Source organism: Pseudomonas sp. LAM2023 (assembly GCF_016620375.1).
Lineage (GTDB): Bacteria > Pseudomonadota > Gammaproteobacteria > Pseudomonadales > Pseudomonadaceae > Aquipseudomonas > Aquipseudomonas anuradhapurensis.
In genome coordinates, this window is the sequence record NZ_JAENHV010000036.1 from 66,580 (window position 1) to 92,390 (window position 25,811).

23 protein-coding genes and 3 tRNA genes are annotated in these 25,811 nt (G+C 63.7%); 11 read left to right on the forward strand and 15 right to left on the reverse strand.

Annotated features, from left to right (window positions below; translation table 11 throughout):
• Positions 1-57: 57 nt before the first annotated feature.
• Entirely contained in the window at positions 58-849 is a 792-nt protein-coding gene (locus JKP78_RS20105) for a dienelactone hydrolase family protein (RefSeq protein WP_200627392.1), read from the reverse strand.
• 130 nt (positions 850-979) lie between these two features.
• On the opposite strand from JKP78_RS20105, the gene JKP78_RS20110 reads away from it, so the two are divergent.
• The 4 genes from JKP78_RS20110 to JKP78_RS20125 all read left to right on the forward strand — a co-directional run bounded on the left by JKP78_RS20110 (position 980) and on the right by JKP78_RS20125 (position 5,429).
• Complete coding sequence (locus JKP78_RS20110; protein ID WP_170031625.1) at positions 980-1,585, forward strand: outer membrane beta-barrel protein; 606 nt, start codon at positions 980-982, stop codon at positions 1,583-1,585.
• A 150-nt stretch (positions 1,586-1,735) separates the two neighbouring features.
• Positions 1,736-2,413: a response regulator gene (locus JKP78_RS20115; RefSeq protein ID WP_200627394.1), complete on the forward strand. Its 678-nt coding sequence runs from the start codon at positions 1,736-1,738 to the stop codon at positions 2,411-2,413.
• A complete protein-coding gene (locus JKP78_RS20120; RefSeq protein ID WP_200627396.1) occupies positions 2,410-3,756 on the forward strand; it encodes an ATP-binding protein in 1,347 nt (448 codons plus the stop codon). The genes JKP78_RS20115 and JKP78_RS20120 overlap by 4 nt, the downstream gene beginning before the upstream one ends.
• Before the next feature lie 350 nt (positions 3,757-4,106).
• Positions 4,107-5,429, forward strand: a complete 1,323-nt coding sequence (locus JKP78_RS20125; protein ID WP_170031617.1) for a dicarboxylate/amino acid:cation symporter — start codon at positions 4,107-4,109, stop codon at positions 5,427-5,429.
• Positions 5,430-5,631: 202 nt separating this feature from the next.
• Here the strand turns inward: JKP78_RS20125 and tsaA are convergent, their stop codons facing one another.
• From tsaA to rimO, 5 genes are all read right to left on the reverse strand, one after another.
• Positions 5,632-6,324 (reverse strand): tRNA (N6-threonylcarbamoyladenosine(37)-N6)-methyltransferase TrmO, encoded by a 693-nt coding sequence (gene tsaA, locus JKP78_RS20130; protein WP_200627398.1) that lies wholly within the window; start codon positions 6,322-6,324, stop codon positions 5,632-5,634.
• Positions 6,325-6,330: 6 nt separating this feature from the next.
• The gene (locus JKP78_RS20135; protein WP_170031611.1) at positions 6,331-6,792 is read right to left on the reverse strand and encodes a DUF1456 family protein; all 462 of its coding nucleotides are present in this window, start codon (positions 6,790-6,792) and stop codon (positions 6,331-6,333) included.
• A 48-nt stretch (positions 6,793-6,840) separates the two neighbouring features.
• Entirely contained in the window at positions 6,841-7,551 is a 711-nt protein-coding gene (locus tag JKP78_RS20140; protein ID WP_170031608.1) for an rRNA pseudouridine synthase, read from the reverse strand.
• A 78-nt stretch (positions 7,552-7,629) separates the two neighbouring features.
• Positions 7,630-8,082, reverse strand: coding sequence for a GNAT family N-acetyltransferase (locus JKP78_RS20145; protein WP_170031605.1), 453 nt, complete (start codon positions 8,080-8,082; stop codon positions 7,630-7,632).
• Positions 8,083-8,212: 130 nt separating this feature from the next.
• A complete protein-coding gene (gene rimO / locus JKP78_RS20150) occupies positions 8,213-9,544 on the reverse strand; it encodes a 30S ribosomal protein S12 methylthiotransferase RimO (protein ID WP_170031602.1) in 1,332 nt (443 codons plus the stop codon).
• Between the two features lie 234 nt (positions 9,545-9,778).
• Between rimO and JKP78_RS20155 the strand changes: the two genes are divergently transcribed.
• Positions 9,779-11,689 (forward strand): potassium transporter Kup, encoded by a 1,911-nt coding sequence (locus JKP78_RS20155; RefSeq protein ID WP_186687969.1) that lies wholly within the window; start codon positions 9,779-9,781, stop codon positions 11,687-11,689.
• Positions 11,690-11,943: 254 nt separating this feature from the next.
• Here the strand turns inward: JKP78_RS20155 and JKP78_RS20160 are convergent, their stop codons facing one another.
• The 5 genes from JKP78_RS20160 to JKP78_RS20180 all read right to left on the reverse strand — a co-directional run bounded on the left by JKP78_RS20160 (position 11,944) and on the right by JKP78_RS20180 (position 16,630).
• Complete coding sequence (locus JKP78_RS20160; RefSeq protein WP_170031597.1) at positions 11,944-13,236, reverse strand: virulence factor family protein; 1,293 nt, start codon at positions 13,234-13,236, stop codon at positions 11,944-11,946.
• Positions 13,236-15,878 (reverse strand): bifunctional lysylphosphatidylglycerol flippase/synthetase MprF, encoded by a 2,643-nt coding sequence (gene mprF / locus JKP78_RS20165; RefSeq protein ID WP_200627401.1) that lies wholly within the window; start codon positions 15,876-15,878, stop codon positions 13,236-13,238. The genes JKP78_RS20160 and mprF overlap by 1 nt, the downstream gene beginning before the upstream one ends.
• 261 nt (positions 15,879-16,139) lie before the next feature.
• A tRNA-Met gene (locus JKP78_RS20170) sits at positions 16,140-16,216 on the reverse strand.
• A gap of 124 nt (positions 16,217-16,340) precedes the next feature.
• Positions 16,341-16,417: transfer RNA gene (locus tag JKP78_RS20175), tRNA-Met, on the reverse strand.
• 136 nt (positions 16,418-16,553) lie between these two features.
• Positions 16,554-16,630 (reverse strand) — tRNA-Met (locus JKP78_RS20180).
• A 220-nt stretch (positions 16,631-16,850) separates the two neighbouring features.
• On the opposite strand from JKP78_RS20180, the gene dinB reads away from it, so the two are divergent.
• Positions 16,851-17,909, forward strand: a complete 1,059-nt coding sequence (dinB, locus tag JKP78_RS20185; protein ID WP_170034257.1) for a DNA polymerase IV — start codon at positions 16,851-16,853, stop codon at positions 17,907-17,909.
• A 160-nt stretch (positions 17,910-18,069) separates the two neighbouring features.
• Here the strand turns inward: dinB and JKP78_RS20190 are convergent, their stop codons facing one another.
• From JKP78_RS20190 to JKP78_RS20200, 3 genes are all read right to left on the reverse strand, one after another.
• Positions 18,070-19,023: a hypothetical protein gene (locus JKP78_RS20190; protein WP_170031591.1), complete on the reverse strand. Its 954-nt coding sequence runs from the start codon at positions 19,021-19,023 to the stop codon at positions 18,070-18,072.
• A gap of 20 nt (positions 19,024-19,043) precedes the next feature.
• Complete coding sequence (locus JKP78_RS20195) at positions 19,044-20,759, reverse strand: proline--tRNA ligase (protein ID WP_170031588.1); 1,716 nt, start codon at positions 20,757-20,759, stop codon at positions 19,044-19,046.
• 160 nt (positions 20,760-20,919) lie between these two features.
• A complete protein-coding gene (locus JKP78_RS20200; protein WP_170031585.1) occupies positions 20,920-22,203 on the reverse strand; it encodes an OprD family porin in 1,284 nt (427 codons plus the stop codon).
• Between the two features lie 679 nt (positions 22,204-22,882).
• On the opposite strand from JKP78_RS20200, the gene JKP78_RS20205 reads away from it, so the two are divergent.
• On the forward strand, positions 22,883-23,302 hold the full coding sequence (locus tag JKP78_RS20205; RefSeq protein ID WP_200627403.1) for an HIT domain-containing protein: 420 nt from the start codon (positions 22,883-22,885) through the stop codon (positions 23,300-23,302).
• Position 23,303: 1 nt separating this feature from the next.
• Positions 23,304-23,510, forward strand: a complete 207-nt coding sequence (locus tag JKP78_RS20210; RefSeq protein WP_200627405.1) for a SlyX family protein — start codon at positions 23,304-23,306, stop codon at positions 23,508-23,510.
• Positions 23,511-23,585: 75 nt separating this feature from the next.
• On the opposite strand, the gene JKP78_RS25300 is transcribed toward JKP78_RS20210, so the two are convergent.
• Entirely contained in the window at positions 23,586-24,179 is a 594-nt protein-coding gene (locus tag JKP78_RS25300; protein WP_170031576.1) for a cold-shock protein, read from the reverse strand.
• Between the two features lie 276 nt (positions 24,180-24,455).
• Between JKP78_RS25300 and JKP78_RS20220 the strand changes: the two genes are divergently transcribed.
• The 3 genes from JKP78_RS20220 to JKP78_RS20230 all read left to right on the forward strand — a co-directional run bounded on the left by JKP78_RS20220 (position 24,456) and on the right by JKP78_RS20230 (position 25,809).
• Positions 24,456-24,929, forward strand: a complete 474-nt coding sequence (locus tag JKP78_RS20220; protein ID WP_170031573.1) for a Dps family protein — start codon at positions 24,456-24,458, stop codon at positions 24,927-24,929.
• Positions 24,930-25,165: 236 nt separating this feature from the next.
• Entirely contained in the window at positions 25,166-25,495 is a 330-nt protein-coding gene (locus JKP78_RS20225) for a ribbon-helix-helix domain-containing protein (RefSeq protein ID WP_170031570.1), read from the forward strand.
• 92 nt (positions 25,496-25,587) lie between these two features.
• On the forward strand, positions 25,588-25,809 hold the full coding sequence (locus tag JKP78_RS20230) for an FmdB family zinc ribbon protein (RefSeq protein WP_003254776.1): 222 nt from the start codon (positions 25,588-25,590) through the stop codon (positions 25,807-25,809).
• Positions 25,810-25,811: the final 2 nt, after the last annotated feature.

Below are 25,811 nucleotides of genomic sequence, written 5' to 3' on the forward strand. Positions count from 1 at the left end.
GTGCCAGCCGAGGCGGCGGCGTGGGAGATGGGGCCGCAAAGCGGCCCCTCGCGTGGTTTACTTGAAGACCTTCTTGAAGAACGCCTGCATGTCCGCCCAGGAGCTTTCATCCGCTGCCTTGTTGTAGCCGATATCCGGCCCACCATGCTCGCCATGGCTCAAGCGGTCTGCGTCCGGGTTGGTAAACCCGTGCTTGGCCCCGTCGATGCTGACGAACTGGTAGTTGACCTTCGCCGCATCCATTTCGGCCTTGAACGCGGCTACCTGCTGCGGGGTCACCATGCTGTCCGCCGCACCGTGTTCGACCAGGATATCCGCCCGTACCACCCCGGGCCTGGCCGGAGTCTGCGTGGCCAGCGCGCCGTGGAAGCTCACCACGCCATCCAGCTTCTCACCGCGCCGCGCGGCATCCAGCACCACCTTGCCACCGAAGCAGTAGCCTACCGCCCCCAGTTGATGCTTGTTGGTATTGGGCTGCAGTTTCAGCAGTTCAAGCCCGGCGTCGAAGCGGCGCTCGGCAGCTTTCGGGTCCTTCAGCGCCTCGGCCATGAACGCCTGGGCATCGGCGGGGTGCTCGGTGTGCTTGCCATCGCCATACATGTCGATGGCCAGCGCGTTGTAGCCCAGCGCCGCCAGGTCGCGGGCACGGCGTTTGGCGTAGTCGTTGAGCCCCCACCATTCATGCACCACGACGATGCCGGGGCGTTTGCCTTCGACGGCGTCGTCATAGGCGTAGTAGCCAACCAGGCGATTGCCATCGGCGTCCTGGTAGGGGATCTCGCGGGTTTGTACCGCCGCTTGGGCGAGGGCGGCGCTGCACATCAGGGTCAGGGCCAGCAGGGCGCGCATGGTCACTACTCCTTGTTCTTGCAAACGGTTCGTTCAGCCGGTGTTCAGCCAGGGTTCAGTCGCGGTTCAGGGTGCCCTGCTTACTCTAGCTTCCAGACAGTAACAGCGCACCCAACTGGAGTATCCAGCCATGAAAACCTTCAATACCCTGCTCGCCGCCATGGCCGTCTGCGCCGCTGGCATCACCTCGGCCCAGGCCGCCGACGACAACTTCGCCAGCCTGACCTATGGCCAGACCAGCGACAAGGTTCGCAAGTCCGGCCTGCTGCAGCGCAACACCGACCACCTCAACGCCGACGGCATCATCGGCAAGGATGACACCTGGGGCGTGCGCCTGGGCAAGATCAATGACCAGGGCCGCTACTACATGACCTATGACAACGTCTCGGGCGACCACAGCGGCCTCAAGCTGCGCCAGGAGAACCTGCTGGGCAGCTATGACCTGTTCCTGCCGGTAGGCGACACCACCAAGCTGTTCGGCGGTGGCAGCCTGGGCGTCACCAAGCTGACCCAGGACTCGCCAGGTGCGAGCCGCGATACCGACTACGGCTATGCTTACGGCCTGCAGGCCGGTGTCATCCAGGACATCACCGACAAGGCTTCGGTCGAGCTGGGCTATCGTTACCTGCGCAGCAATGCCGCCACCGAAGTGGGCGCACATGGCGGGCCGAAGGACGGCACCCTGCGCCTGACCAGCAGTGCGCAGACCTACCTGGCGGCTTCCTACAAGTTCTGACGGGCGAGCCGGGTTATCCTGTACCGGCCCTTTCGCGGGCACGCCCGCTCCCACAGCGATTGCACAACTGCCGAGGCTTGTGCAGCACCTGTGGGAGCGGGCGTGCCCGCGAAAGGGCCGGTACAGGCAATACACATCAAGGAGCTGCACATGAAACTGCTGGTGGTCGAGGACGAAGCCCTGCTTCGCCATCACCTCTTTACCCGCCTGGGCGAAAGCGGCCATGTGGTCGAGGCCGTAGGCGATGCCGAGGAAGCGCTGTACCAGGCCGGGCAGTACCACTTCGACCTGGCCATCATCGACCTGGGCCTGCCCGGCATCAGCGGCCTGGAGCTGATCTCCCGGCTGCGCAGCCAGGACCAGACCTTCCCCATCCTCATCCTCACCGCCCGTGGCAATTGGCAGGACAAGGTTGAAGGCCTGGCCGCCGGTGCCGACGATTACCTGGTCAAACCGTTCCAGTTCGAAGAACTCGAGGCCCGCCTGAACGCGCTGCTGCGCCGCTCCAGCGGCTTCACCCAGTCGACCATCGCCGCCGGCCCCCTGGTACTCGACCTCAACCGCAAGCAGGCCAGCCTCGACGAACAGACCCTGGCACTGACCGCATACGAGTACCGTATCCTCGAATACCTCATGCGCCATAACCAGCAGGTGGTGGCCAAGGACCGCCTGATGGAGCAGCTGTACCCGGGTGACGAGGAACGCGACCCGAATGTCATCGAAGTGCTGGTTGGCCGCCTGCGCCGCAAGCTCGAGGGCGAGCGCGCCTTCAAGCCCATCGACACCGTGCGCGGCCTGGGCTACCTGTTCACCGAGCGCTGCCGATGATGCGTTCCCTGCGGGTACGCCTGATGCTGGCGGCTGCGGTGCTGGCGCTGCTGTTCATGCTGGCGCTGCTGCCAGCCTTGCAGAAGGCCTTCAGCCTGGCCCTGCAGGAGTCGATCGAACAACGCCTGGCCTCGGACGTGACCACGCTGATTTCTGCCGCGCGCATCGAGCATGGCCAATTGCAGATGCCCACGCTGCTGCCGGATGAGCGCTACAACCTGCCGTACACCGGGTTGCTCGGCTATATCTTCGATCGCGACGGCAACCTGGTCTGGCAGTCGCGGGCCACCGCCGCGCAGAACGTCAACTACCGCCCGCGTTACGATGGCCGCGGCAACGAGTTCGCGCGCATTCGCCAGGCCGATGGCGAGGAGTTCTTCGTCTACGACGTCGAGATCAAGCTGCTGGGGGGCCAGAGCGCGGCCTACAGCATCGTCGCCCTGCAGCCGGTGCGCGAATACCAGCACACCCTCGACGGCCTGCGTGAAAAGCTCTACCTCGGTTTTGGCGCGGCCCTGCTGGCGCTGCTGGTGCTGCTGTGGGCCGGGCTGACCTGGGGCCTGCGTTCGTTGCGCCGGCTCAGCCGCGAGCTGGACGAGGTGGAGGCAGGGGCACGCGATGGCCTGAGCGGTGAGCACCCGCGTGAACTGTTGCGCCTGACCGGCTCGTTGAACCGCCTGCTGCGCAGCGAGCGCGAGCAGCGCCAGCGCTACCGTGATTCGCTCGACGACCTGGCGCACAGCCTGAAGACGCCGTTGGCAGTGCTGCAAGGGGTGGGCGAAAGCCTGCAGCAGCGTAGCGGCGAGCGCGAGCAGGCACGGGTGCTGCAAAGCCAGATCGAGCGCATGAGCCAGCAGATCGACTACCAGCTGCAACGCGCCAGCCTGCGCAAGAGCGGCCTGGTTCGCCACCGCGTTGCGTTGCGGCCGGTGCTCGACAGCCTGTGCAGCACCTTGGCCAAGGTCTATCGGGACAAACGGGTCGACGTGACCCTGCAACTGCCCGATGCGGCGCAGGTGCCGATGGAGCAGGGGGCGTTGCTGGAGCTGCTGGGCAACCTGCTGGAAAACGCCTACCGCCTGAGCCTGGGCCAGGTGCGGGTGAGCCTGGAACAGGCGCCCGGGCAGTTGACCTTGTGCGTCGAGGACGATGGCCCCGGGGTGCCGGCCGATCAGCGTGAGCGCATCCTCGAACGCGGGGAGCGGCTGGACAGCCAGCACCCGGGGCAGGGCATCGGGTTGGCGGTGGTCAAGGACATCGTCGACAGTTATGACGCGGCGTTGAGCCTGGGCGACTCGCCACTGGGCGGCGCGGCATTCAGGATCACCTTCAACCTGGATTGAGTGCTCGCCGGTAGCGGCCTTGTCGCAAGTGAACCCGCGAAAGCGCCGCTACCGGCAAAACCCCAACGGGCGGATTCCCGCCATCTCCCCTGTACAAATCCCGCCAGCGGGCGGAAATCCGCCAGCCTTGCCCAGCCAGATCGCCCCGTCGTTGGGCATTTATCCCCAGCAAATACGGCACCTGCACCCTTGCTGGGCATTTTGGCACCACCCTTGCTATTGATCCTCGCAGAGGCCTGCCCAGGCAGCTCGAACACAACGACAAATCCCTCCAGGTGCAGGAGGGTTAGCGATTCAGGTGCCGCATCGCCCTGGGAAGGGTGAACCGGCACACTTGAGGAAATTTAGCCATGACGACACGTCAGCCGCTGTACAAATCCCTGTATGTCCAGGTGTTGGTCGCCATCACCATCGGCATCCTGCTCGGCCACTATTACCCGGAAACCGGCGTTGCCCTCAAACCCTTGGGTGACGGCTTCGTCAAACTGATCAAGATGGTCATCGCCCCGATCATCTTCTGTACCGTGGTCAGCGGCATCGCCGGCATGCAGAGCATGAAGTCGGTCGGCAAGACGGGCGGCTACGCGCTGCTGTACTTTGAAATCGTCTCCACCATCGCCCTGATCATCGGCCTGGTAGTCGTCAACGTGGTCCAGCCGGGCGCTGGCATGCACATCGACGTCAACACCCTGAACGCCAGCAGCGTGGCTGCCTATGCCGCCGCCGGCGCGCAGCAGACTACCGTCGGCTTCCTGCTCAACGTCATCCCCAACACCGTGGTCGGCGCCTTCGCCAATGGCGACATCCTGCAGGTGCTGATGTTCTCCGTGCTGTTCGGCTTCGCCTTGCACCGCCTGGGCAGCTACGGCAAGCCGGTGCTGGACCTGATCGACCGCTTCGCCCATGTCATGTTCAACATCATCAACATGATCATGAAGCTGGCCCCGGTCGGTGCCTTCGGCGCCATGGCCTTCACCATCGGCCAGTACGGCGTTGGCTCGCTGGTGCAGCTGGGCTACCTGATGGCCTGCTTCTACATCACCTGCCTGCTGTTCGTGCTGGTGGTGCTGGGTGGCATCTGCCGCGCCCATGGTTTCAGCGTGCTCAAGCTGATCCGCTACATCCGTGAAGAACTGCTGATCGTGCTGGGTACTTCCTCTTCGGAATCGGCCCTGCCACGCATGCTGGCCAAGATGGAGCGCCTGGGTGCGAAGAAGTCGGTGGTTGGCCTGGTCATCCCGACCGGTTACTCGTTCAACCTGGACGGCACCTCGATCTACCTGACCATGGCTGCGGTGTTCATTGCCCAGGCCACCGACACCACTATGGACATCACTCACCAGATCACCCTGCTGCTGGTGCTGCTGGTGGCTTCCAAAGGTGCTGCCGGCGTCACCGGTTCGGGCTTCATCGTCCTGGCTGCGACCCTGTCCGCCGTCGGCCACCTGCCGGTTGCCGGCCTGGCGCTGATCCTCGGCATCGACCGCTTCATGTCCGAAGCCCGCGCCCTGACCAACCTGGTGGGCAACGCTGTGGCTACCGTGGTCGTGGCCAAGTGGGTCAAGGAAATGGACAACGACAAGCTGGCCTCGGAGCTGGCCTCCGGTGGTGCGCCGCTGGTCGATAACCGTCCAACCGACGACCTGGGTGTTGCTGAAGGCCCGGCTCGCTGATCGCGCTGCTGTAAAACCAAAAGGCGACCCTAGGGTCGCCTTTTTCATGCCAGCGCGGCCCCTGTGTAGGAGCGGCCTTGCGTCGCGAAGGGGTGCGTAGTGCCCCCAGGGTTTCAGCCTTCCAACAAGATCGCCGGGGCTGCTACGCAGCCCTTCGCGACGCAAGGCCGCTCCTACAAAGGGGCTCCAGCCGGGGCCGAGATCAGGCGGGCACCACCTCCAGCACTCGGATAATCTCCGGCTGCGGGTAATGCCAGCGCACCTGCACATCCCAGAACTTCACCCCATACACCCGCTCTGCCGCGGGCACCTGGTAGGCCGGCCGTGGGTCCTGCGCCAGGCATTGCTCGATCAGCTCGACCACCGGCTCACCCAGGCGCAAGGCATGCTCGCGGGCCTGGGGCAGGGCAGTGTCGCTCCACTGCACGCTGATCGCGGCAGGCGCTTCGCTGGCCATCTGGTTGCTGGCGCCGGCGATGCTGTCGGCGTAGGGCACATAAGGCTTGATGTCCAGCACCGGCGTGCCATCGAGCAGGTCGATCCCGGACAGCAGCAGGCGCCCGGGCTCCACGCCCTCGAGGCGCACCACCGATTGGCCGATGCCATTGGGCCTGTGGGTCGCGCGGGTGGCGAACACACCCATGCTCTTGTTGCCGCCCAGGCGCGGCGGGCGCACCTTCAGGCGTGGCTTGTCCTCCAGCGCCTGGTGGAACAGGAACAGCAGCCAGACATGGCTGACCTGCTCCAGGCCCGCGACCGCATCACCCTGGTCGAACGGCGGCAACAGCTCGAGCACGCCGCGTGCCGCGGGCGCCAGCTGTGGCTGGCGCGGGATGGCGAACTTCTCCTTGAAACAGGAGCGGACGAAACCGACCGGAGCAACCGTATGCTGCATGGCCGCTCAGCCACGTACGCGCAGGGTCAGGCCCTTGAGGAAGTTGCGCAGCAACTGGTCGCCACACGGGCGATAGTTGTCATGGCCGACCTTGCGGAACAGCGCGCTGAGCTCGGGTTTGCTGACCGGGAAGTTGACCGATTTGAGGATGGCATGCAGGTCATCTTCCTTGAGCTCGAAGGCTACCCGCAGCTTCTTCAGGATCAGGTTGTTGGTCACCGGCAGTTCGATCGGCTGCTGCGGGCGGCTGTCATCCTTGCCGCGACGGTGGATCACCAGGCCATCGAGAAAGTGCGCCATGACCCGCTCCGGGCAACGCACGAAGCCTTCCTCGTCTTCCTTCTTCAGGTAGGTGGCCAGCACCAGGGGATGCACGTCGAGGCCGGTTAGCCCGATGATCTCGGCCATCTTGGCGTCGTTCACCTTGAGCATGTAGCGCAGGCTGCGCAGGACGTCGTTGTGGTTCATTGCTGCAGAATCCTGTTCAGGTGCCGCGCTGTGGGCGCGGCGTATTGCTTAGAAACGTTCGGTAGCGGCCAGGTAGCGCCACTGGCCCAGCGGTAGCTTGCCCATCGACACACCGCCCAAGCGGATGCGGCGCATGCTGACCAGCTCCAGGCGCAGGTACGCGCACAGCTCGGCAATCTGTCCTGGCTGCGGGTTCTTCAGGGCCATGCGCAGGTGGGTCTCGTTCTGCCAGCTGGCCTTGGCCCTGGGCAGCTCGCGGTCATTGCGGCTGGCCCCGCGTGCCAGGCGTTCCAGCGCCTGGGGCGTGGTCTCGCCGCGCACTTCAACGATGAACTCCTGCTCCAGGCGGCGCAGGTCGGCGTCGATCTTGCGGGTTACCCGCCAGTCCTGGGTGAATACCTGCAGGCCGCTGGCGCCGGGTTCCAGCGGTGCCACGCAGGCCTGCCGGGCAAAGTGCCCGTGCAGGGCACGTACGCCTTCGCGGTGGGCCGCGCTGAGGTTGCTCATGCTCATCTCGGCGCGGGCGGCTTCGCTGCTTACTCCCGCCGGCTGGTTCAGCAGCAGGGTGACCGGCTCCAGCGTTTCGGCACGGGCGCCAGGCAGCAACTCGACGCGCTGCTGCGCGACCTTGAACTGCGGCTGTTCGACCACCAGGCCATCGACCGTGACCCAGCCGCCTTCGATATACAGCTCGGCCTCGCGGCGGGAACAGCCGAGCTGCTCGATGAGGCGTTTGGACAGGCGGACGGGTTCGGACATGACGGCGTTTTCGCAAAGGCAGGGGAAAGACTGCATTGTACCTGCCTGCGCGGCGCAGGGGCTGGGAATCTGTGTCATTTACGCCGTTTTGCGCAGGCGCATGTGCAACAACGGGTAGGGCTGGCCCAGGCCATCGGTTGCCGAACGGCCAATCACCTCGAAGCCTTCATGCAGGTAGAAGCCCAGGGCCTGTGGGTTCTGTTCGTTGACGTCCAGGCGTTCGGCATTCAGCTCGTCGATGGCATAGTGCAAGAGGCGCTTGCCAACCCCTTTGCCGCGGTAGTCCGGGGCGACGAACAGCATGTCCACGCGGCCGTTGGCGACCCCGGCGAAGCCACAGATGCGTTGGCGATCCTTGCAGCAGACCAGCATCACCGCATCGAGGTAGCGGCGCAGCACGTGTTCGCGCAGCAACTGGATGTAGCCCTCAGGCAGAAAGTCGTGGGTGGCGCGTACCGAGTCTTCCCACACCTGTACCAGTTCGTCGTAGTCCCTCAACCGCGGGGTTTGCAAGGTCATTGTCGAATGCATGGGCAGGATTCCTCGAGGGGCACCCTGACAACATAGCAGGCCAGCCGTCAGTCAGCGCTCACCCGCTGCCCTGATGCAAAAAGGCCCTGCTCCGGCAGCCGGAACAGGGCCTTTTCGTGCTACCGCGGGGTCAGATCGGTTCAGCCCAGAGGTCGTACTCGTCGGCATCCACCACCCGGCAACGCACCTTGTCGCCTGGCTTGAAGCCATGATCGCCGTCGATGAACACGCTGCCGTCGATTTCCGGGGCGTCGAAGAAGCTGCGGCCAACCGAGCCCTGTTCTTCGACTTCGTCGATCAGCACGTCGATCTCCTTGCCGATACGCAGTTGCAGGCGGGCAGCACTGATGGCCTGCTGGTGCGCCATGAAGCGGTCCCAACGGTCCTGCTTGACCTCGTCCGGTACTTCTTCCAGGCCCAGGTCGTTGGCCGGGGCGCCTTCCACCGGCGAGTACTGGAAGCAGCCCACACGGTCCAGCTGGGCTTCGCTCAGCCAGTCAAGCAGGTACTGGAAGTCTTCCTCGGTCTCGCCCGGGAAGCCGACGATGAAGGTGGAGCGGATCACCAGCTCCGGGCACTGTTCGCGCCAGTGCTTGATGCGTGCCAGGGTGCGGTCCTCGAAGGCCGGGCGCTTCATGGCCTTGAGCACTTTCGGGCTGGCATGCTGGAACGGGATGTCCAGGTACGGCAGGATCTTGCCGGCGGCCATCAGCGGGATCACGTCATCGACGTTCGGGTACGGGTAGACATAATGCAGGCGTACCCAGGCGCCCAGGCTGCTCAGGGCTTCGCACAGCTCGAGCATGCGGGTCTTGACCGGGCGGCCATTCCAGAAGTCGGTCTTGTACTTGACGTCGACGCCGTAGGCGCTGGTGTCCTGGGAAATCACCAGGATCTCCTTGACCCCGGCCTTGACCAGGCGCTCGGCCTCGCTCAGCACTTCACCGACCGGGCGGCTGACCAGTTTGCCGCGCATCGACGGGATGATGCAGAAGCTGCAGCTGTGGTTGCAGCCTTCGGAAATTTTCAGGTACGCATAGTGGCGCGGGGTCAGCTTGACGCCCTGCGGCGGCACCAGGTCGATCAGCGGGTTGTGGTCCTGGCGTGGCGGCACCACTTCGTGCACGGCGTTGACCACCTGCTCGTACTGCTGCGGGCCGGTGACCGACAGCACGCTCGGGTGCACCTCACGGATGCTGCCTTCCTCGACACCCATGCAGCCGGTGACGATGACCTTGCCGTTTTCCTTGATCGCTTCGCCGATCACTTCCAGCGACTCGGCCTTGGCGCTGTCGATGAAGCCGCAGGTGTTGACCACCACCACGTCGGCGTCCTCATAGGTGGGCACGACTTCATAGCCTTCCATGCGCAGCTGGGTCAGGATGCGCTCGGAATCGACCAGGGCTTTCGGGCAACCCAGGCTTACGAAACCTACCTTGGGGGTGGCGGGCGTGGTGGACATGACTAACCTCGGAATTGAATGCAGGTCGCCCGGCCGGAATCGGGGGCGATCTTGACGGGCGCTTTTGGCGCCTCTGATCAAAAAGTGCGCAATTCTAGCGAGCACTGCGTCGCTTGACCAGCAGAAATACGACGAACGCTGCGCTATGCTTCGCGCCATTGCGCCAGGTTGCAGGCCAGCCTGGGCAGGAATTGAGAATACCAAGGTCTACAAGGCCGTCTGCGGGAGTGGTCGATGGTTCAGGCAAGCAGTCACGCCGAGGGCGGGCACGAGGGGAAGCAGGGCGCGACGCGGTCGCTGAGCCTGCTGGTGGCAGCGGTCGGGGTGGTTTATGGCGATATCGGTACCAGCCCGTTATATACCCTCAAGGAAGTCTTCACCGGCGGTTACGGGGTGCCGGTCAACCATGACGGCGTGCTGGGGATTCTATCGCTGATCCTCTGGTCGCTGTTATGGGTGGTGTCGTTCAAGTACGTGATGTTCATCCTGCGTGCCGACAACCAGGGCGAAGGTGGCACCATGGCACTGACCGCATTGGCGCGGCGGGCCACGGCGGCGTACCCGCGGTTGCGCACGCTGATGGTGGTGTGCGGCTTGATTGGGGCTTCGCTGTTCTACGGCGACAGCATGATCACCCCGGCCGTGTCGGTACTCTCGGCGGTGGAAGGCATGGGCCTGGCGTTCGAGGGCATCGACCACTGGGTGGTGCCGATTTCGCTGGTGATACTGGTAGCGCTGTTCCTGGTGCAGAAGCACGGCACCGACAAGATCGGCAAGCTGTTCGGCCCGATCATGGTCACCTGGTTCGTGGCGCTGGGCTCGCTGGGGGTGTATGGCATCTCGCAGAGCCCGGAAGTGCTCAAGGCATTCAACCCGATCTGGGCGGTGAACTTCTTCGTGGTTCACCCCGGCATGGGCGTCGCCATTCTCGGGGCGGTGGTGCTGGCGCTGACCGGTGCCGAGGCGCTGTATGCCGACATGGGCCACTTTGGCCGCAAGCCGATCGCCCGGGCCTGGTTTGCCCTGGTGCTGCCGGGGCTGGTGCTCAACTACTTTGGCCAGGGCGCGTTGCTGCTGCAGGATGCGGAGGCCGCCCGTAACCCGTTCTACCTGCTGGCGCCGGGCTGGGCGCTGCTGCCGATGGTCGGCCTGGCGACGCTGGCCACGGTGATTGCTTCGCAGGCGGTGATCTCCGGGGCGTTTTCCCTGACCCGCCAGGCCATCCAGCTGGGCTATATCCCGCGGATGCAGATTCAGCACACCTCCAGTGACGAACAGGGGCAGATCTACATTGGCGCGATCAACTGGACGTTGATGGTCGGCGTGGTATTGCTGGTGGTTGGTTTCGAGTCGTCCGGCGCCCTGGCGGCGGCCTATGGCGTGGCGGTGACCGGTACCATGCTGATGACCACTATCCTGGTGTCGGCGGTGATGCTGCTGCTGTGGAAGTGGCCGCCGCTGCTGGCAGTGCCGATTCTGCTGGGGTTCCTGCTGGTCGACGGGTTGTTCTTTGCTGCCAACGTGCCGAAGATTGCCCAGGGCGGTGCCTTCCCGGTGCTGGCAGGGGGCGTGCTGTACCTGCTGATGAGTACCTGGAAGCGCGGCAAGCAGATCCTGGTGGAGCGTATCGACGAAGGCGCGCTGCCGTTGCAGCTGTTCATCAGCAGTATCCGCATCCAGCCGCCGCACCGGGTCGAAGGCACGGCGGTGTTCCTCACGGCGCGCTCCGATGCCGTGCCCCATGCGCTGTTGCACAACATGCTGCATAACCAGGTGCTGCACAGCCAGGTGGTGCTGTTGACGGTGGTCAGCGAGGACCGGCCGCGGGTGCCGGAGCAGGAGCGTTTTGAGGTGGAGGCCTATGGCGACGGGTTCTTCCGCGTGCTGTTGCACTTTGGCTTCATGGATGAACCGGATGTGCCGGCGGCGTTGCGCTTGTGCCACCTGGACGAACTGGACTTCACCCCGATGCGTACCACCTACTTCCTCAGCCGCGAGACGGTGATCGCATCGCGGCTGGAGGGTATGTCGCGCTGGCGCGGCAACCTGTTCGCATTCCTGTTGAAGAACGCCAACGGCAACCTGCGCTTCTTCAACCTGCCGTTGAACCGGGTGATCGAGTTGGGGACCCAGGTCGAGATCTGATTTTCAGGGCAGGCGCGGGCGCTTGCGGCGGTAACTGTAGGAGCGGATTTATCCGCGAAGCAGGCGGCGCGGTGGCTGGCACCGGCTGTGCCGGTGATCGCGGCTGAAGCCGCTCCTACGGGTACGGCGTTCAAACTGTAGGAGCGGATTTATCCGCGAAGCAGGCGGCGCGATGGCTGGCACCGGCTACGCCAGTGATCGCGGCTTCAGTACCTGTGGGAGCGGGCGTGCCCGCGAATGGGCCTCAGGGGCTATCAGTTCTGTGCAGCCACGTTCGACTTGCCCTGACGCGTCTCGATCTCGCCGATCAGGCGCTTGGCCAGTGCCGGGTAGTTCTCGTCGAAGTGGTGCCCACCCGGCAGCTTCAGACGCTCGCCTACCGCGGTCTTGTCGGTGCAGCCGCTCTCGTCGGTTTCCTCGACGCCGTACACGCACACCACCTTGGACGCCGGCAGCCTGGCCATTTCCGGCCCGGTCGGGGCTTCCTGGCCTTCCTTGCCGAGCCAGCCTTCAACTTCGATCTCGAAGCTGCCACTGCGGGCAAAGGCCAACAGCATCACCGCGTCGATACGCTGCTGGTCCTCGACCGGCAGGCGGTTGTAGATCGCCGGCAGCACGTCGGCACCGAACGAATAGCCGGTCAGCACGAAGCGCTTGGTGCCCCATTTCTGCCGGTAATGCTGCATCAGCTCGGACAGGTCGGCGGCGCTTTGTTCCGGGGTCTTGTGCTGCCAGTAGTAGCGCAGCGTGTCGATGCCTACCACCGGGTAGCCCAGCTTGGCCATTTCCCCGGCCACGTCACGGTCCAGGTCACGCCAGCCGCCATCACCCGAGAGGAACAGGGTGACCGTGTCGGTGGTCTGTCCGGCAGGTACCTCGACCACCGGGATGGCCAAGGCGTTACCGTCGTGGCCGACCAGGGCCTGGGTCAGTTGCGCCTTGAGCACCTGGGGCAGGTGGATGTCGTAGTCGCTGATGCTGGTTTCAGCATTGGCCTGGTCACGCACGAAAGCGGCGCTGGCGTCATCCGGGTTGTCGTTCCAGGCGACATTCCAGTGGCCGTGGGCGGCCGATTTCGGCAGGGGCGCCTGGCAGCCGGGTTGTTCCAGGTTGAAGTCCACGGAAATCGCCCGCGCCTTGTCGTCGTTCTGGCTGGCCAGCCAGCGCCAGGCCTGGGCCGCGCCAGGGCCGATACCGGCAACCAGGGTCGGCTTCTGCGGCAACTGGGCCAGGGCCTGGTCCATGGCTTGCTGCTGCTTGCTGCAGTCATTGGGCGGCAGGATCACCTGCACCAGTTGCGCTTCGCCGGCCTTGGCCAAGTCCAGCAGCTGCTTGTCGGTCAGTGCCTGGTCCTGCGGCACACCGATGGCCACCCGGGCCTTGGGGTGCACGCCTGGCGTCACACGGGTAATCGGCGTGTCATTGATGCTCAGTTGCTCCAGGCGCGCCTCGGGGGCCGGGCGCGTCCACAGCCAGAACGCCAGCGCACCCCCCAGGGCGGCCAGCAGCAGGGGAATCAGCAAGTACAGCCAAAAGCGACGGGTCATCAACGTTTCACCAATCCAGTCAAGCCGCCTGCGATCAGGGCGGCGGTGTCGGCCAGTGCCACCAGCGGGTCAAGCCCGGCCGGCACGGCCATATAGCGGGGTTCCCAGTCCGGTTGGAATTTGTCCTTGAAGCGACGGAGCCCCTGGAAGTTATACAGCTGCTCGCCGCGGCGGAACACCATCGAACCCAGGCGCTGGGTCAGCGGCGCGCCACGCCGCGGCTGCAGGCCGGAAAGCGGTACCATGCCGAGGCTGAAGCGGGCGTAGTCATGGCTTTTGTAGTGCAGGATCAGGCCGATCATCATGAATTCCATGGTCAGCTTCGGCGCCTCGGGGTGTGCGCGCATCAGGTCGAGGCTGGCCAGCTCCTTGCCGTGGGTTTCCAGCAGGTTGGCAAAGGCCACCGGGCGGCCCTGGAAGCGGATCAGGGCAATGCGGAAGTGCTGCAGGTACTCAGGGCTGAAACGCCCCAGCGAGAAGCCTTTCTCGCGGACGTTCTTGCCGTCGAGCCAGGCATCGGAAATTTCCTTCAGCTCTGCCAGCGGGGCGTGGCCGGGTTCGTGGATTTCCAGGCTCAAACCGTCACGGCTGCCGCGGTTCCAGGTGTAGCGCAGGTCCTTCATCTCCTTGCCCTTGGCTTCCAGGTCGAAACGGCGCAGGTCGACCCGGGCTTCTTCGCCCAGCTTCAGCGCGGTCAGGCCGATGTCCATGTAGAACGGCAGGTTCTCGGCGCGCACCTGATAGAACACCGGCCGGGCGTGGTGCAGGTCGCACAGGTCACGGAATTGCCAGATCATCTCGGCGCGTTCCTGGGCCGGGCCGATCGGGTCATACAGGGCCACCAGGCTGCGGCCACGGCGCGCGTACATGAGGAAGGCGTTGTCGCCCGGGTGGAACAGCAGCGCCTTGTCGCCGGTCAGGGCCAGGCCGCCATCGGGCTGGTCAGAGGCCAGCAGAATGCGGTTGGCGCGCTGCAGTTCCTGTTCATCGGGCAGGTGGATCACCGGCGGTGCGGTGCGCAGCAACCAGGTCAGGGCCACGGCCGCCAGCAGCAGTGCGCTACCCATGGCGGCGCGCAGGCCACGTGGCGCGTCGGCATCAAGGGTGAACTGCCACCACAGCTGATGGCTGTAGGGCACATCCTGGTAGGCGAACAGCAACAGCCATACCGATGCCCCGACCACGCAGGCGCTGGCCACCAGGAACACTGGCGAGAACGGCAGTTCCAGCAAGCGGCTGGGGCGATAGAAAGAACGGCGGAACAGGGCGAGCAGGGCGGCGGTGAAGGTCAGCAGGCTGGCTTCTTCCCAGTCGAACCCCTTGAGCAGCGACAGCAGCGCGCCGACCAGCAACAGTACCGTGGTCAGCAGCCAGGCGGCGGACAGGCGTCGACGCAGGCCTTGGGCCAGCAGCAGGCACAGCACGCCGATCAGGCTGGCGCCGAAGTGCGAGGCATCGATCAGGCGGTGCGGCACCAGGAAACCCATGTGCTCCAGGCGCGTGTCGATCTCGGGCGTGGCCCCGGAAAACAGCAGCACCACACCGGAGAGGAATACCAGGATCGACAGAACTGGCGCCGCCAGCCCGGAAGCCGCCTTGATCGCCTGCTGCGCGAACAGCAGGCGCCGGGCTTCGTTGGCCAGCAGCAACACGCAGGCCAGCAGCAGGGGCAGCACGACGTAGATCAGCCGATACAGCAGCAAGGCCGCCGCCAGCGGGGCCGCGCCGAGCTGGTCGGCAAAGGCTGCCAGCAGGATCGCTTCGAATACCCCGACGCCGCCCGGTACGTGGCTGAGCACGCCTGCGGCCAGGGCCAGCAGGTACACCAGGACAAAGGCGCCGAACGGCGGGGCTTCGGGTAGCAGCAGATACAGCACGGTAGCAGCCGCGGCGACATCCAGCGCAGTGATCAGCAGTTGCATGGCGGCCAGGCGCGCGCCGGGCAGGCGCAGCGTGCGGCGGCCCAGCTGTACCAGCAGGTTGTCGGCCAAGGGCTGCTCGGCCAGGCGTCGGCGGTACAAGCCGACCACCATTACCCCGCACAGCAGCAGCACGGCGGCGGCAACAGCTGCCAGCAAGCCAGCTGGCAAGCCCAGGGCGGCCGAGGCTGCCGGCAGGTCGGTCAAGGTCGCCAGGGCCGCCAGCGGTGGCAGCGCGCAGCCCAGTGACAGGCTGGCGAAGACGGTCATCCGTGCCACTTCGCCTGCGCCCACCCCTTGCCGTGCATACAGGCGGTAGCGCACCGAACCACCGGAAAGCATCGACAGGCCGATGGCGTTGCCGATGGCAAAGGCACTGAAGCCGCCCAGCACCAGGCTGCGCGCCGGCAAATGCACGCCGGCATAGCGGCTGGCCGACCATTCGTAACCCAGCAGGATGACGAAGCCGAGCACGGTAGCCAGCAACGCACCCAGCAATGCCTGGGCTGGCACGCTGAGCATGGCATCGTGCAGGGCATAGATGTCCAGCTCGCTCAGCAGGTGGCGGCAGGCGATCAAGGCCATGGCGAACAATACCAGGGTCACCATCAGGCTAATCGGCTGGCGATAGCGGCTCAGGCGTTCGAGCAAGGGCAGGCGCTGCGCGGCACCGGGCAGTGCCGAGGCGAGCGGTGCCGGCGTTTCGGGATTGTGCGAAGTCATGGATTGCCCCGGGCTGGCAGCGCGAGGAGAACGGAAGAGATGGCCAAGTGATAGTCCCTTAGAAAAACGTATCCAATGTTACTCCGGCCTCCGGCATTTTCAGCGGGCTGGCAGGGTTAAAGATAGTTCATCCTCGGTGCGAACTCTCAAGCTTGCGGGTTGGCGGCAAGGCGGGGAAAACGGCAGCGACGAAAAGCAGGGGAGGGAAAAGCAACAAACCCCGCGCTGCTGTTACACAGGCGGGGTTTGTTCTGACGAATATGGTTGCGGGAGCCGGATTTGAACCGACGACCTTCGGGTTATGAGCCCGACGAGCTACCAGGCTGCTCCATCCCGCGTCAGAGGGGCGCATTCTACAGCTTGAGCGGTCGCTGTCAAGGTTTTTGCGTTTCAGGCTAGCGATGCACATTTTCACGGGCAAAGAAAAAGGCCACTGTGTCTACAGTGGCCTTTTCTTGAATCTGGTTGCGGGAGCCGGATTTGAACCGACGACCTTCGGGTTATGAGCCCGACGAGCTACCAGGCTGCTCCATCCCGCGTCAGTGGGGCGGATTCTACAGTGTGTGGCGGGGGTGTCAAGCGCTAACGTTTGATTTCTCGAGCATTTTTGCTGGCAGAGGTTTTCTGCGCACAAAGAAAAAGGCCACTGCGTTAACAGTGGCCTTTTCTCGAATCTGGTTGCGGGAGCCGGATTTGAACCGACGACCTTCGGGTTATGAGCCCGACGAGCTACCAGGCTGCTCCATCCCGCGCCTGTGAGATCGAATTCTACGGATTTGCGTTCCATTGTCAAGCAAATGTTGCGGAAAAACCTTTTTTGTTCAATCCCTTAGCGTCTTCAGTCGCGTGCAGCTCAGGCACGACGGGGCTTTCAGGCCGATTATCGCGTGCCGACGCGGGTGAGCTGTTTCATAACAGTACGCATGCGATACTATCTGTATGAATTTACAGTGCTGACGGTCATCCATGTCCTTGCGCAAGATCATCCATGTCGACTGCGATTGCTTCTATGCCGCCATCGAAATGCGTGACGACCCGCGCCTGGCCGGACGGCCCATGGCCGTAGGGGGCTCCCCGGATCACCGTGGGGTGATTGCCACTTGCAACTATGAGGCGCGCGCCTATGGTGTGCGTTCGGCCATGTCCTCACGGCATGCCCTGAAGCTGTGCCCCGACCTGTTGATCGTCAAGCCGCGCTTCGAGGCCTACCGTGAGGCGTCGCGGGAAATCCACACGATCTTCCGTGACTACACCGAGCTGATCGAACCGTTGTCGCTGGACGAGGCATACCTGGATGTGACGGACAGCCAGTGGTATTCGGGCAGTGCCACGCGCATCGCCGAGGATATTCGTCGCCGCGTCGCCCGCACCCTGCATATCACTGTCTCGGCTGGCGTGGCGCCGAACAAGTTCCTGGCCAAGATCGCCAGTGACTGGCGCAAGCCCAACGGGCTGTTCGTGATTACCCCGGGCGAAGTGGAAGCATTCGTCGCGGCCTTGCCGGTGGCCAGGTTGCACGGGGTGGGCAAGGTGACGGCAGACAAGCTGGCGCGGCTGGGGATCGACACCTGCCTGGAGCTGCGCGAATGGTCGCGGCTGGCGTTGGTGCGTGAGTTCGGCAGTTTTGGCGAGCGTTTGTGGGGGCTGGCGCGCGGTATCGATGAGCGTGCAGTGCACAATGACAGCCGCCGCCAGTCGGTCAGCGTGGAAAACACCTACGACACCGACCTGCCGGATTTGGCCAGTTGCCTGGCTCGGTTGCCCGAACTGCTGGCCAGCCTGGACGAGCGCATCGCCCGCATGGACAGCAGTTACCGGCCGGAAAAACCCTTCGTCAAGGTCAAGTTCCATGACTTCAGCCAGACCACCCTGGAGCAGGCCGGGGCAGGCCGGGACCTGGAGAGTTATCGGCAATTGCTGGGGCAGGCGTTTGCCCGTGGGGGCAAGCCGGTACGCCTGCTGGGGGTGGGGGTGAGGTTGCGCGATTTGCGCGGGGCGCATGAGCAGCTGGAGCTGTTCCCGCCTCGATAAATGGCCCGCCAATTTAACGCGGCCCCTGTAGGAGCGGCCTTGTGTCGCGATGGGCTGCGAAGCAGCCCCATGATTTCAGCCTTGATGCATGAATTGCCGGGGCTGCTTCGCAGCCCATCGCGACACAAGGCCGCTCCTACAAGGGAATGCGTAATGCCGGTTATTGCGCCCCAGGGTCAGCGACCAGGCGGCCAGTGGCCTTGGTCAGCGACTGCAGAAACTCCTGCTGCAGCTCCGGATCGTTGCGGGTCAGCTCGATCAGGCTCTGCTCCATTTCACTGGCTTCTTCTTCCAGGCCCAGTTCGGACAGGCGCTTGACCCGGTGTACCCATTGGCCGACGTCGTCATCCTCAAGGTCATCGAAGATCAATTCGTGGGCCTCGAGCAACTTGTTGCGCAGGGTGGCGCTGACCAGCAGGCTGGCATCGCCACGTACCGCGTTGTCCTCGTCGACCACCTGCAGGTGCAGGGTGCCGATGTGGTTGAGGTTCTGCTCGGAGAACGGGCTGTCGAGCAGGTTCAGGCGCAGCACGCCATTCCTGTCGGTGGTCAGCTCGTGGGTCATCCTGCCGGCCTTGACTTCGACCAGGCGTTCGCTCCACGGCACGCTGGTGGATTCCTCGCGCTTGCCCTTCTGCACTTCGCTGATCCCGGCCAGGTTCTGCTGGGCACGGCCGTTGGACGGCACGTTCATGAACGGGTTGAGCCCGTCCACACCATAGCTGAGCCAGTCGTGGGTGATGCTGTCCGGCAGATTGCCCAGGGCGAAGACGTTGACCACGTTGGCGCCGACGCCCGCCACCACGGCCACTGCCCCCAGCGGGATCTCGTAGATCTCCCGCCAGGGCTGGTAGGGCGTATAGCGGTCATAGCGGCGGGTGACTTCGAACTCGGTGACTTCGAAGCGCTGCTGCTCATGCACACGCACACGGCGTTGCGGAAGCTCCATCACCTTCGGCTCGCCGACATCGATCTGCAGGGTGTGCTCGAGCAGTTTGCGCTCGACGCGCTCCTCATGGTCGCTGCGCTGGGACATCTGGTTGGCGCAACCGCTGACGAGCAGGGCGCCGCACAGTGCGGCGCCCCCCAGGGTAAAGGTACTTCGCTTGTACATGATCACTCGTGCATTGGTTATCAGCGGCGAACGCGGGCCTGCAGAAAGGTCAGCACTTCGGCGAGCGGCAATGCCTGGGCGTCCTGCTCGGTGCGGTGCTTGTATTCCAGGTTGCCTTCGGCCAGGCCGCGATCGCTGACGACGATGCGGTGCGGGATGCCGATCAGCTCCATGTCGGCAAACTTGATGCCGGGGCTGGTCTTCTTGTCGCGGTCGTCCAGCAGCACTTCGTAACCGGCGGCGGTCAACTCGGCATACAGCTTGTCGGTCGCCTCGCGGACCACGTCGGTTTCGTAGCGCAGCGGTACCAGGGCGATCTGGAACGGGGCCAGGGCGTCATTCCAGATGATGCCCTTGTCGTCGTGGTTCTGCTCGATGGCAGCGGCAACCACGCGGGACACGCCGATACCGTAGCAGCCCATGGCCAGGGTGACCGGCTTGCCGTTTTCGCCCAGTACCTGGCACTTCAGTGCCTCGCTGTACTTGGTGCCCAGCTGGAAGATGTGGCCCACTTCGATGCCGCGCTTGATCACCAGGGTGCCCTGGCCGTCCGGGCTCGGGTCGCCTTCGACCACGTTACGCAGGTCGGCAACCTGTGGCACCGGCAGGTCGCGTTCCCAGTTCACGCCGAAGTAGTGCTTGTCGTCGATGTTGGCACCGATGCCGAAGTCGCTCATCAGGGCAACCGAACGGTCGATGATGATTTCCAGCGGCAGGTTCAACGGGCCGAGCGAACCAGCGCCGGCACCGATGGCCTCGCGCAGTTCGGCGTCGCTGGCCATGACCAGCGGGTCGGCTACCTGTTCCAGCTTGGCTGCCTTGATTTCGTTGAGTTCGTGGTCGCCGCGCACGATCAGTGCAACCAGCTTGCCCTGTTCCGCGCCATGCACGATCAGGGTCTTGACGGTTTTTTCGATCGGCAGGCCGAAGTTTTCCACCAGCTGGGCGATGGTCTTGGCGTTCGGCGTGTCGACCAGGCGCAGCTCCTCGGTAGGCGCAGGGCGCACGGTTTCCCGTGGGATGGCCTCGGCCTTCTCGATGTTGGCGGCATAGTCGGAGCTGTCGCTGAAGATCACGTCGTCTTCGCCAGACTCGGCCAGCACGTGGAATTCGTGCGAGTAGCTGCCACCGATGGAACCGGTGTCGGCCTGCACTGGGCGGAAGTCCAGGCCCAGGCGGGTGAAGATGTTGGTGTACGCCTGGTGCATGCGGTCGTAGGTTTCCTGCAAGGAAGCCTGGTCGGCATGGAACGAGTAGGCGTCCTTCATGATGAATTCGCGGCCGCGCATCAGGCCGAAACGCGGGCGGATCTCGTCACGGAACTTGGTCTGGATCTGGTACATGTTGAGCGGCAGCTGTTTATAGCTGGACAGCTCGTTGCGGGCCAGGTCGGTGATGACTTCTTCGTGGGTCGGGCCGACGCAGAAGTCGCGCTGGTGGCGGTCCTTCAGGCGCAGCAGCTCGGGGCCGTACTGTTCCCAGCGGCCGGATTCCTGCCACAGTTCGGCGGGCTGGATGCTGGGCATCAGCACTTCCAGGGCGCCGGCGGCGTTCATTTCCTCACGCACCACGGCCTCGACCTTGCGCATCACCCGCAAGCCCATCGGCAGCCAGGTGTACAGGCCGGAGGCCAGTTTGCGGATCATGCCGGCACGCAGCATGAGCTGATGGCTGATGACCACTGCGTCGGCAGGGGTTTCTTTCTGGGTGGCGAGCAAATATTGACTGGTGCGCATGGTGAGCCGTGTCGATTGCCTAAGACATTGAAATGACCCCGCATTGTACGGGGGCGAAACGAAGGCGTACAGGATGCCCCAGGGCGTGACGCTTGTCAGCCAAGAAAAAGCCCGGCGTGATCGCCGGGCTTTTTCAGGTGCGGGGCACTGCAAGCCAGGCTTACAGGATGCTCAGCGGGTATTCCACGATCAGGCGCAGTTCGTCGATCGACGAGGAACCGTAGTAGACGCCGTCGGAAGAGCGGTAGGTAGCCTGGCGCACGCGGAAGCTCAGGTCTTTCGCCGGGCCTTCCTGCAGCACGTACTTGACGTCGACGTCGCGTTCCCATTCCTTGCCGTTGCTGGTGCCGGCGACGTTGGCGTCGGTACCGCGTACGTAACGGGTCATGAAGGTCAGGCCCGGAATGCCGTACTCGGCAAAGTTCAGGTCGTAGCGAGCCTGCCAGGACTTCTCGTCTTCGGCGTTGAAGTCGGAACGGGCCACGGAGTTGGCCAGGAAGATGGTGCCGCCACCGTCGACGCCGTAGCCATAGTCGCCGTCGCCGCTGACTTTCTGGTAGGCCAGGGTGAAGGTGTGAGCGCCGATGTTGTAGGCGCCCGACAGGCTGAACGCGCGGTTGTCCAGTTTGTCGCCATCGAATGCGCGGTAGTCGGCCGAGCCTTCGCTCTTGGTGTCATAGATGTTGAAGTCGAACACCAGGCCTTGCTTGTCGGAAATCGGCAGTGCCCAGTTGACGTTGGCGTAGTACTTGCGCCAGTAGTCTTCGACCTTCGAGTAGTACAGGCTGGTGCTGAGGGTGTCGGTGATGGCGTAGGTACCGCCGACTACGTTGGCTTCCTTCAGGCGCAGGCTGTCACGGTCGGTCTGCTCCTGGGCGGTCAGGCTGGTGAAGTGACCAGCGTGAAGGGTCAGGCCCTTGATCTCGTTGCTGGTGATCAGGGTGCCCTGGGCGATTTCTGGCAGCAGGCGGCTGTCGTCGGTGGCGAAGACCGGCAGTGCGGTGAACTGGTCACCCACTTTCAGCACGGTGTCGGAGACGCGGAACTTGACCGCGCCGCCACCCTTGGAATACTCGTCTTCCGAACGGCCGTCGGAGCCGGTCGGGAACAGGCCGGTACCGGCGCGGCCCTTGCCGCTGTCCAGCTTCAGGCCGAGCATGCCGATGGCGTCGACACCCACACCCACGGTGCCTTGGGTGAAGCCGGACTCGAAGGTGCCGAGGAAGCCCAGGCCGGTTTCTTCGCGGCGGCTTTGGCGATCACCAGTGATTGGATCCCGATCGTTGTTACGGAAATCACGGCTGAAGTACAGCATGCGGGTCTTGACGCTCAGCTTGCTGTCTTCGATGAAACCTTTGGATTCGTCCTGGGACGAGGCCAAAGCCAACTGCGAGGTGCCTGCCGCAACGGCCAGGGCGATCATGCTCCACTTCATCACGCGCATCGTGATTTGCTCCTTTGGTTTTTTAGGAAGAGTACCGCTGCGGCCATCTGTTCTAGTTATATGGTGCAGCTCTTTCTTGTTATGTCGGCGAAAATGTATAGCACGCTGACTGTTGTTGGCGATATGGCTATATGCATCCTTTACGGAACTTTTTTGCCATGTCGCTTACAGGTGTTTCCATGTCGCAAATCACGCCCCGGTAAAGGGTCGTACAACGCCAGCGTTGTTTCCGTCGCCGCCTTGCATTTGTACATGCAGGCAGGCGCGGCAAACTCCCTGGTAACCAATGCCGCTGTTGTCATTTGTCGCGTACAGCTGCCGTAGCAGATGTCGTGCCGACTTGGCGTGAAGGGAATGCAACAAGCGTGCTCAAAATACGCAACACTTCATGAAATTTTCACAAAATCTGCTACCGGGGGTCGGAAGATGCCGTAAACACGGGGCGAAGCGGGTTGTGAGGCTGTTGCAGTCGAGAATCATTAAAAATAAAAAAGCTGTCATGAAAGTCAATGTGTTACCGCAACTAGTTCAACCAGAGTCATTTATGGGGGCTGAGTGAGGTGTCGCAGGCCTCATTTTGGTGCGAAAAGTAGCGCTGTGTTACCGGGAACGTGCAAGGTATCCTTGCTGCCCTGTATTCCGCGTGTAGCGGGTGGGTTCTGCCTCAAGGAGATATGCCGTGTTCGTCCTCGATTCGCGTTTGCAGCAGGATTGCCTGGTGCTGGGAAATTTTCCGCTGTGTCAGTTGCTGCTGAGCAAGGATGCCAACTACCCCTGGTTCATCCTGGTGCCCCGGCGCGCCGGTATCAGTGAGGTGTTCGAACTGGATGCGGCGGACCAGCAACAGTTGTGGCAGGAGGCCAGCTGCCTGGCCGGGGCGCTGAAGGCCAGCTACAACGCCGACAAGATGAACGTTGCCGCCCTTGGCAATGTGGTCAGTCAGCTGCATGTGCACGTAATCGTGCGTCACCACCACGACGCTGCCTGGCCTGCGCCGGTGTGGGGCAAGTGCCCGGCGGTGGCGTATGGCGACGAGCAGGTGCAAGCCATACGCCAGCGCCTGGGTGAATTGAAACTCGAAGGTTACCTAGAGGCCTGATATGTCGTTGGAAATGCGAGTGGTCGAGCTGGAAACCCGCCAGGCGTTCCAGGATGACACCATCCAGGCGCTGAATGACGTTGTGGTCGAGCAGGCGCGGGTGATCGAGCGCCTGCAATTGCAGGTGACCGAGCTGATCAAGCGTTACGAAGAGATGGTCGGCCAGTACGGCAACGAAGGGGAAGAGGCGCCGCCGCCTCATTATTGAAGCCGATACGGCTGGATGAGCAGCAACCCTGCAAGGCCGGCGAGCCCGCCTTGCAGGGATAGCCATTGCAGAGGATCAGCGGCGGGTCACGGCGACCACGTCTTCGGCCTGCAGGCCCTTGTCGCGGTGCATCACCGAAAACTCCACGCGCTGGCCCTCGACCAGGATGCGGTGGCCTTCGCCGCGAATGGCGCGAAAGTGCACGAAGATATCATCGCCCGAATCGCGGGAAATGAAGCCGAAGCCTTTGGACGTGTTGAACCACTTGACGGTACCGGTATCACGGTTGCCGGAGTCCTGCGTGGCGGGCTGGCTGGCGCGTGCCTTGCGCGGGCTGCGGGCCAGGCCTGCGGCCAGGTGCGCGGCCACGGCCAGGGCGGCGCAGACCAGTGCGGCGAGGTTGCCCATTTCCGGGCGGGCCAGCAGGGTCAGGGTCTGCAGTACCACCGCCACCACCAGCAGCGCGCAAGCCAGGTGCTGCAACTGCTGGCGGGCGCCGCGGTAGTACAGCGGCAGCACCGGGGCCAGGATCAGGTTGAGCAGGCCGAGCAGGGCCAGGTAGACCGCATCGGGTTGTTGCAGGAAGGGAGTTGCATCGGTTTTCAGGCTGGGTATGAGCGATAGCAGCAAGGCTGCCACGCCCGTCACCAGATGGACGATCTTGAACATGGGTTGGCTCACAGTTGATAAGGCTGGTCACAGGAAGAGCCGGCGGCGCGGTGCGCATGAGGTGTAGAGCGCGAACACGTGACAGGCCGGCCTATGCACCCGGCAATGACAGTCCGCACGGGTGGCACGCTGCCTATTTAACAGTAAAGCCGCAGGCTACTCAAACCACAGGCTGCCAGGCGCTGTGCTGCGCCATGTCGCATGCACCCTGCGTCAAGTGTTGCTAAAGTGGTCGGCACCCGCTTGAGTCTCAAGCCTTATGGAAAGGGGAACTTCATGGCAATCGATATCGGTATCAGTGAAGAAGATCGCAAGTCCATCGTCGATGGGCTGTCCCGCCTGTTGTCGGATACCTATGTGCTGTATCTGAAAACCCATAACTTCCATTGGAACGTCACCGGCCCGTCGTTCCGCACCCTGCACCTGATGTTCGAGGAGCAGTACAACGAGCTGGCGCTGGCGGTCGACTCGATCGCCGAGCGCATTCGCGCCCTGGGCTTCCCGGCGCCGGGTTCCTATGCCTTCTATGCGCGGCACTCCTCGATCAAGGAGGAGGAAGGGGTACCACCTGCAGACGAGATGATCCGCCAGCTGGTGCAGGGGCAGGAGGCTGTGGTGCGTACCGCGCGCAGCATCTTCCCGGTGGTGGACAAGGTCAGTGACGAGCCGACCGCCGACCTGCTGACCCAGCGCATGCAGGTGCATGAGAAGACGGCCTGGATGCTGCGAGTGCTGCTCGACGGCCAGTAATCGCCAGTCTGTCTGCAGGAGCGGCCTTGCGTCGCGATGGGCTGCGCAGCAGCCCCAAGGTTCAGCGTGAGTGCACCAATCGCCGGGGCTGCTGCGCAGCCCATCGCGACGCAAGGCCGCTCCTGCCTGGCGCACATCCGTCGTGGATTCTGATCAGGAATATTTTGCCGCTGCTCTAACCGCGCTCGTCAGCGCTTCATAGGCCACCTGCTACCTGTGACGAGGAGGAGTGGCGCATGATGCAAGCGAGCAAGCGTGTGGCTGGCCAGGGGCGTTGGCCCGGTAAACAGTGCATCGATCCGTTCAAGGCGGATTTCGACATGCAGCAGACCCAGCCGGTGTCGCGTTCGGTAAGGCTCAACGGTTTTTCCACTTGCCTGCGCCTGGAAGCCGTCTACTGGGGTATCCTCGAACGCATCGCCGCGGCCAACCGCTGTTCGGTCAGCGCCGTGCTGTCCTACGTCGACCGCGAAGTGCACCTGCGCCAGGGTGGGGTGCGCAACTTCAGCGGGTTGATCCGGGTGATCTGCGTCGCCTGGCTGCAGGACCCGCCAAGCGTGCGCTGATCGCCGGGCGGGCTGCGCAGTGCTTGCTAACCATATATAATCCCGCTTTTTGCTGCCCCGGCAGCCAGCGTTATGGTTGACGAGAGACACCCATGCCCCTTTATGACTATCAATGTGCATCCTGCGAGCACCGCATGGAAGTGCTGCAGAAGATCAGCGCCGCGCCGCTGACCGATTGCCCGGCCTGCCAGGCGCCGGCGCTGAAGAAGCTGCTGTCGGTGCCAGGCTTCCGCCTGAGCGGTAATGGTTGGTACGAAACCGACTTCAAGACCGGGGCGAAAAAGAATCTGGCAGGCGGCGACAAGGCCGACTGAGT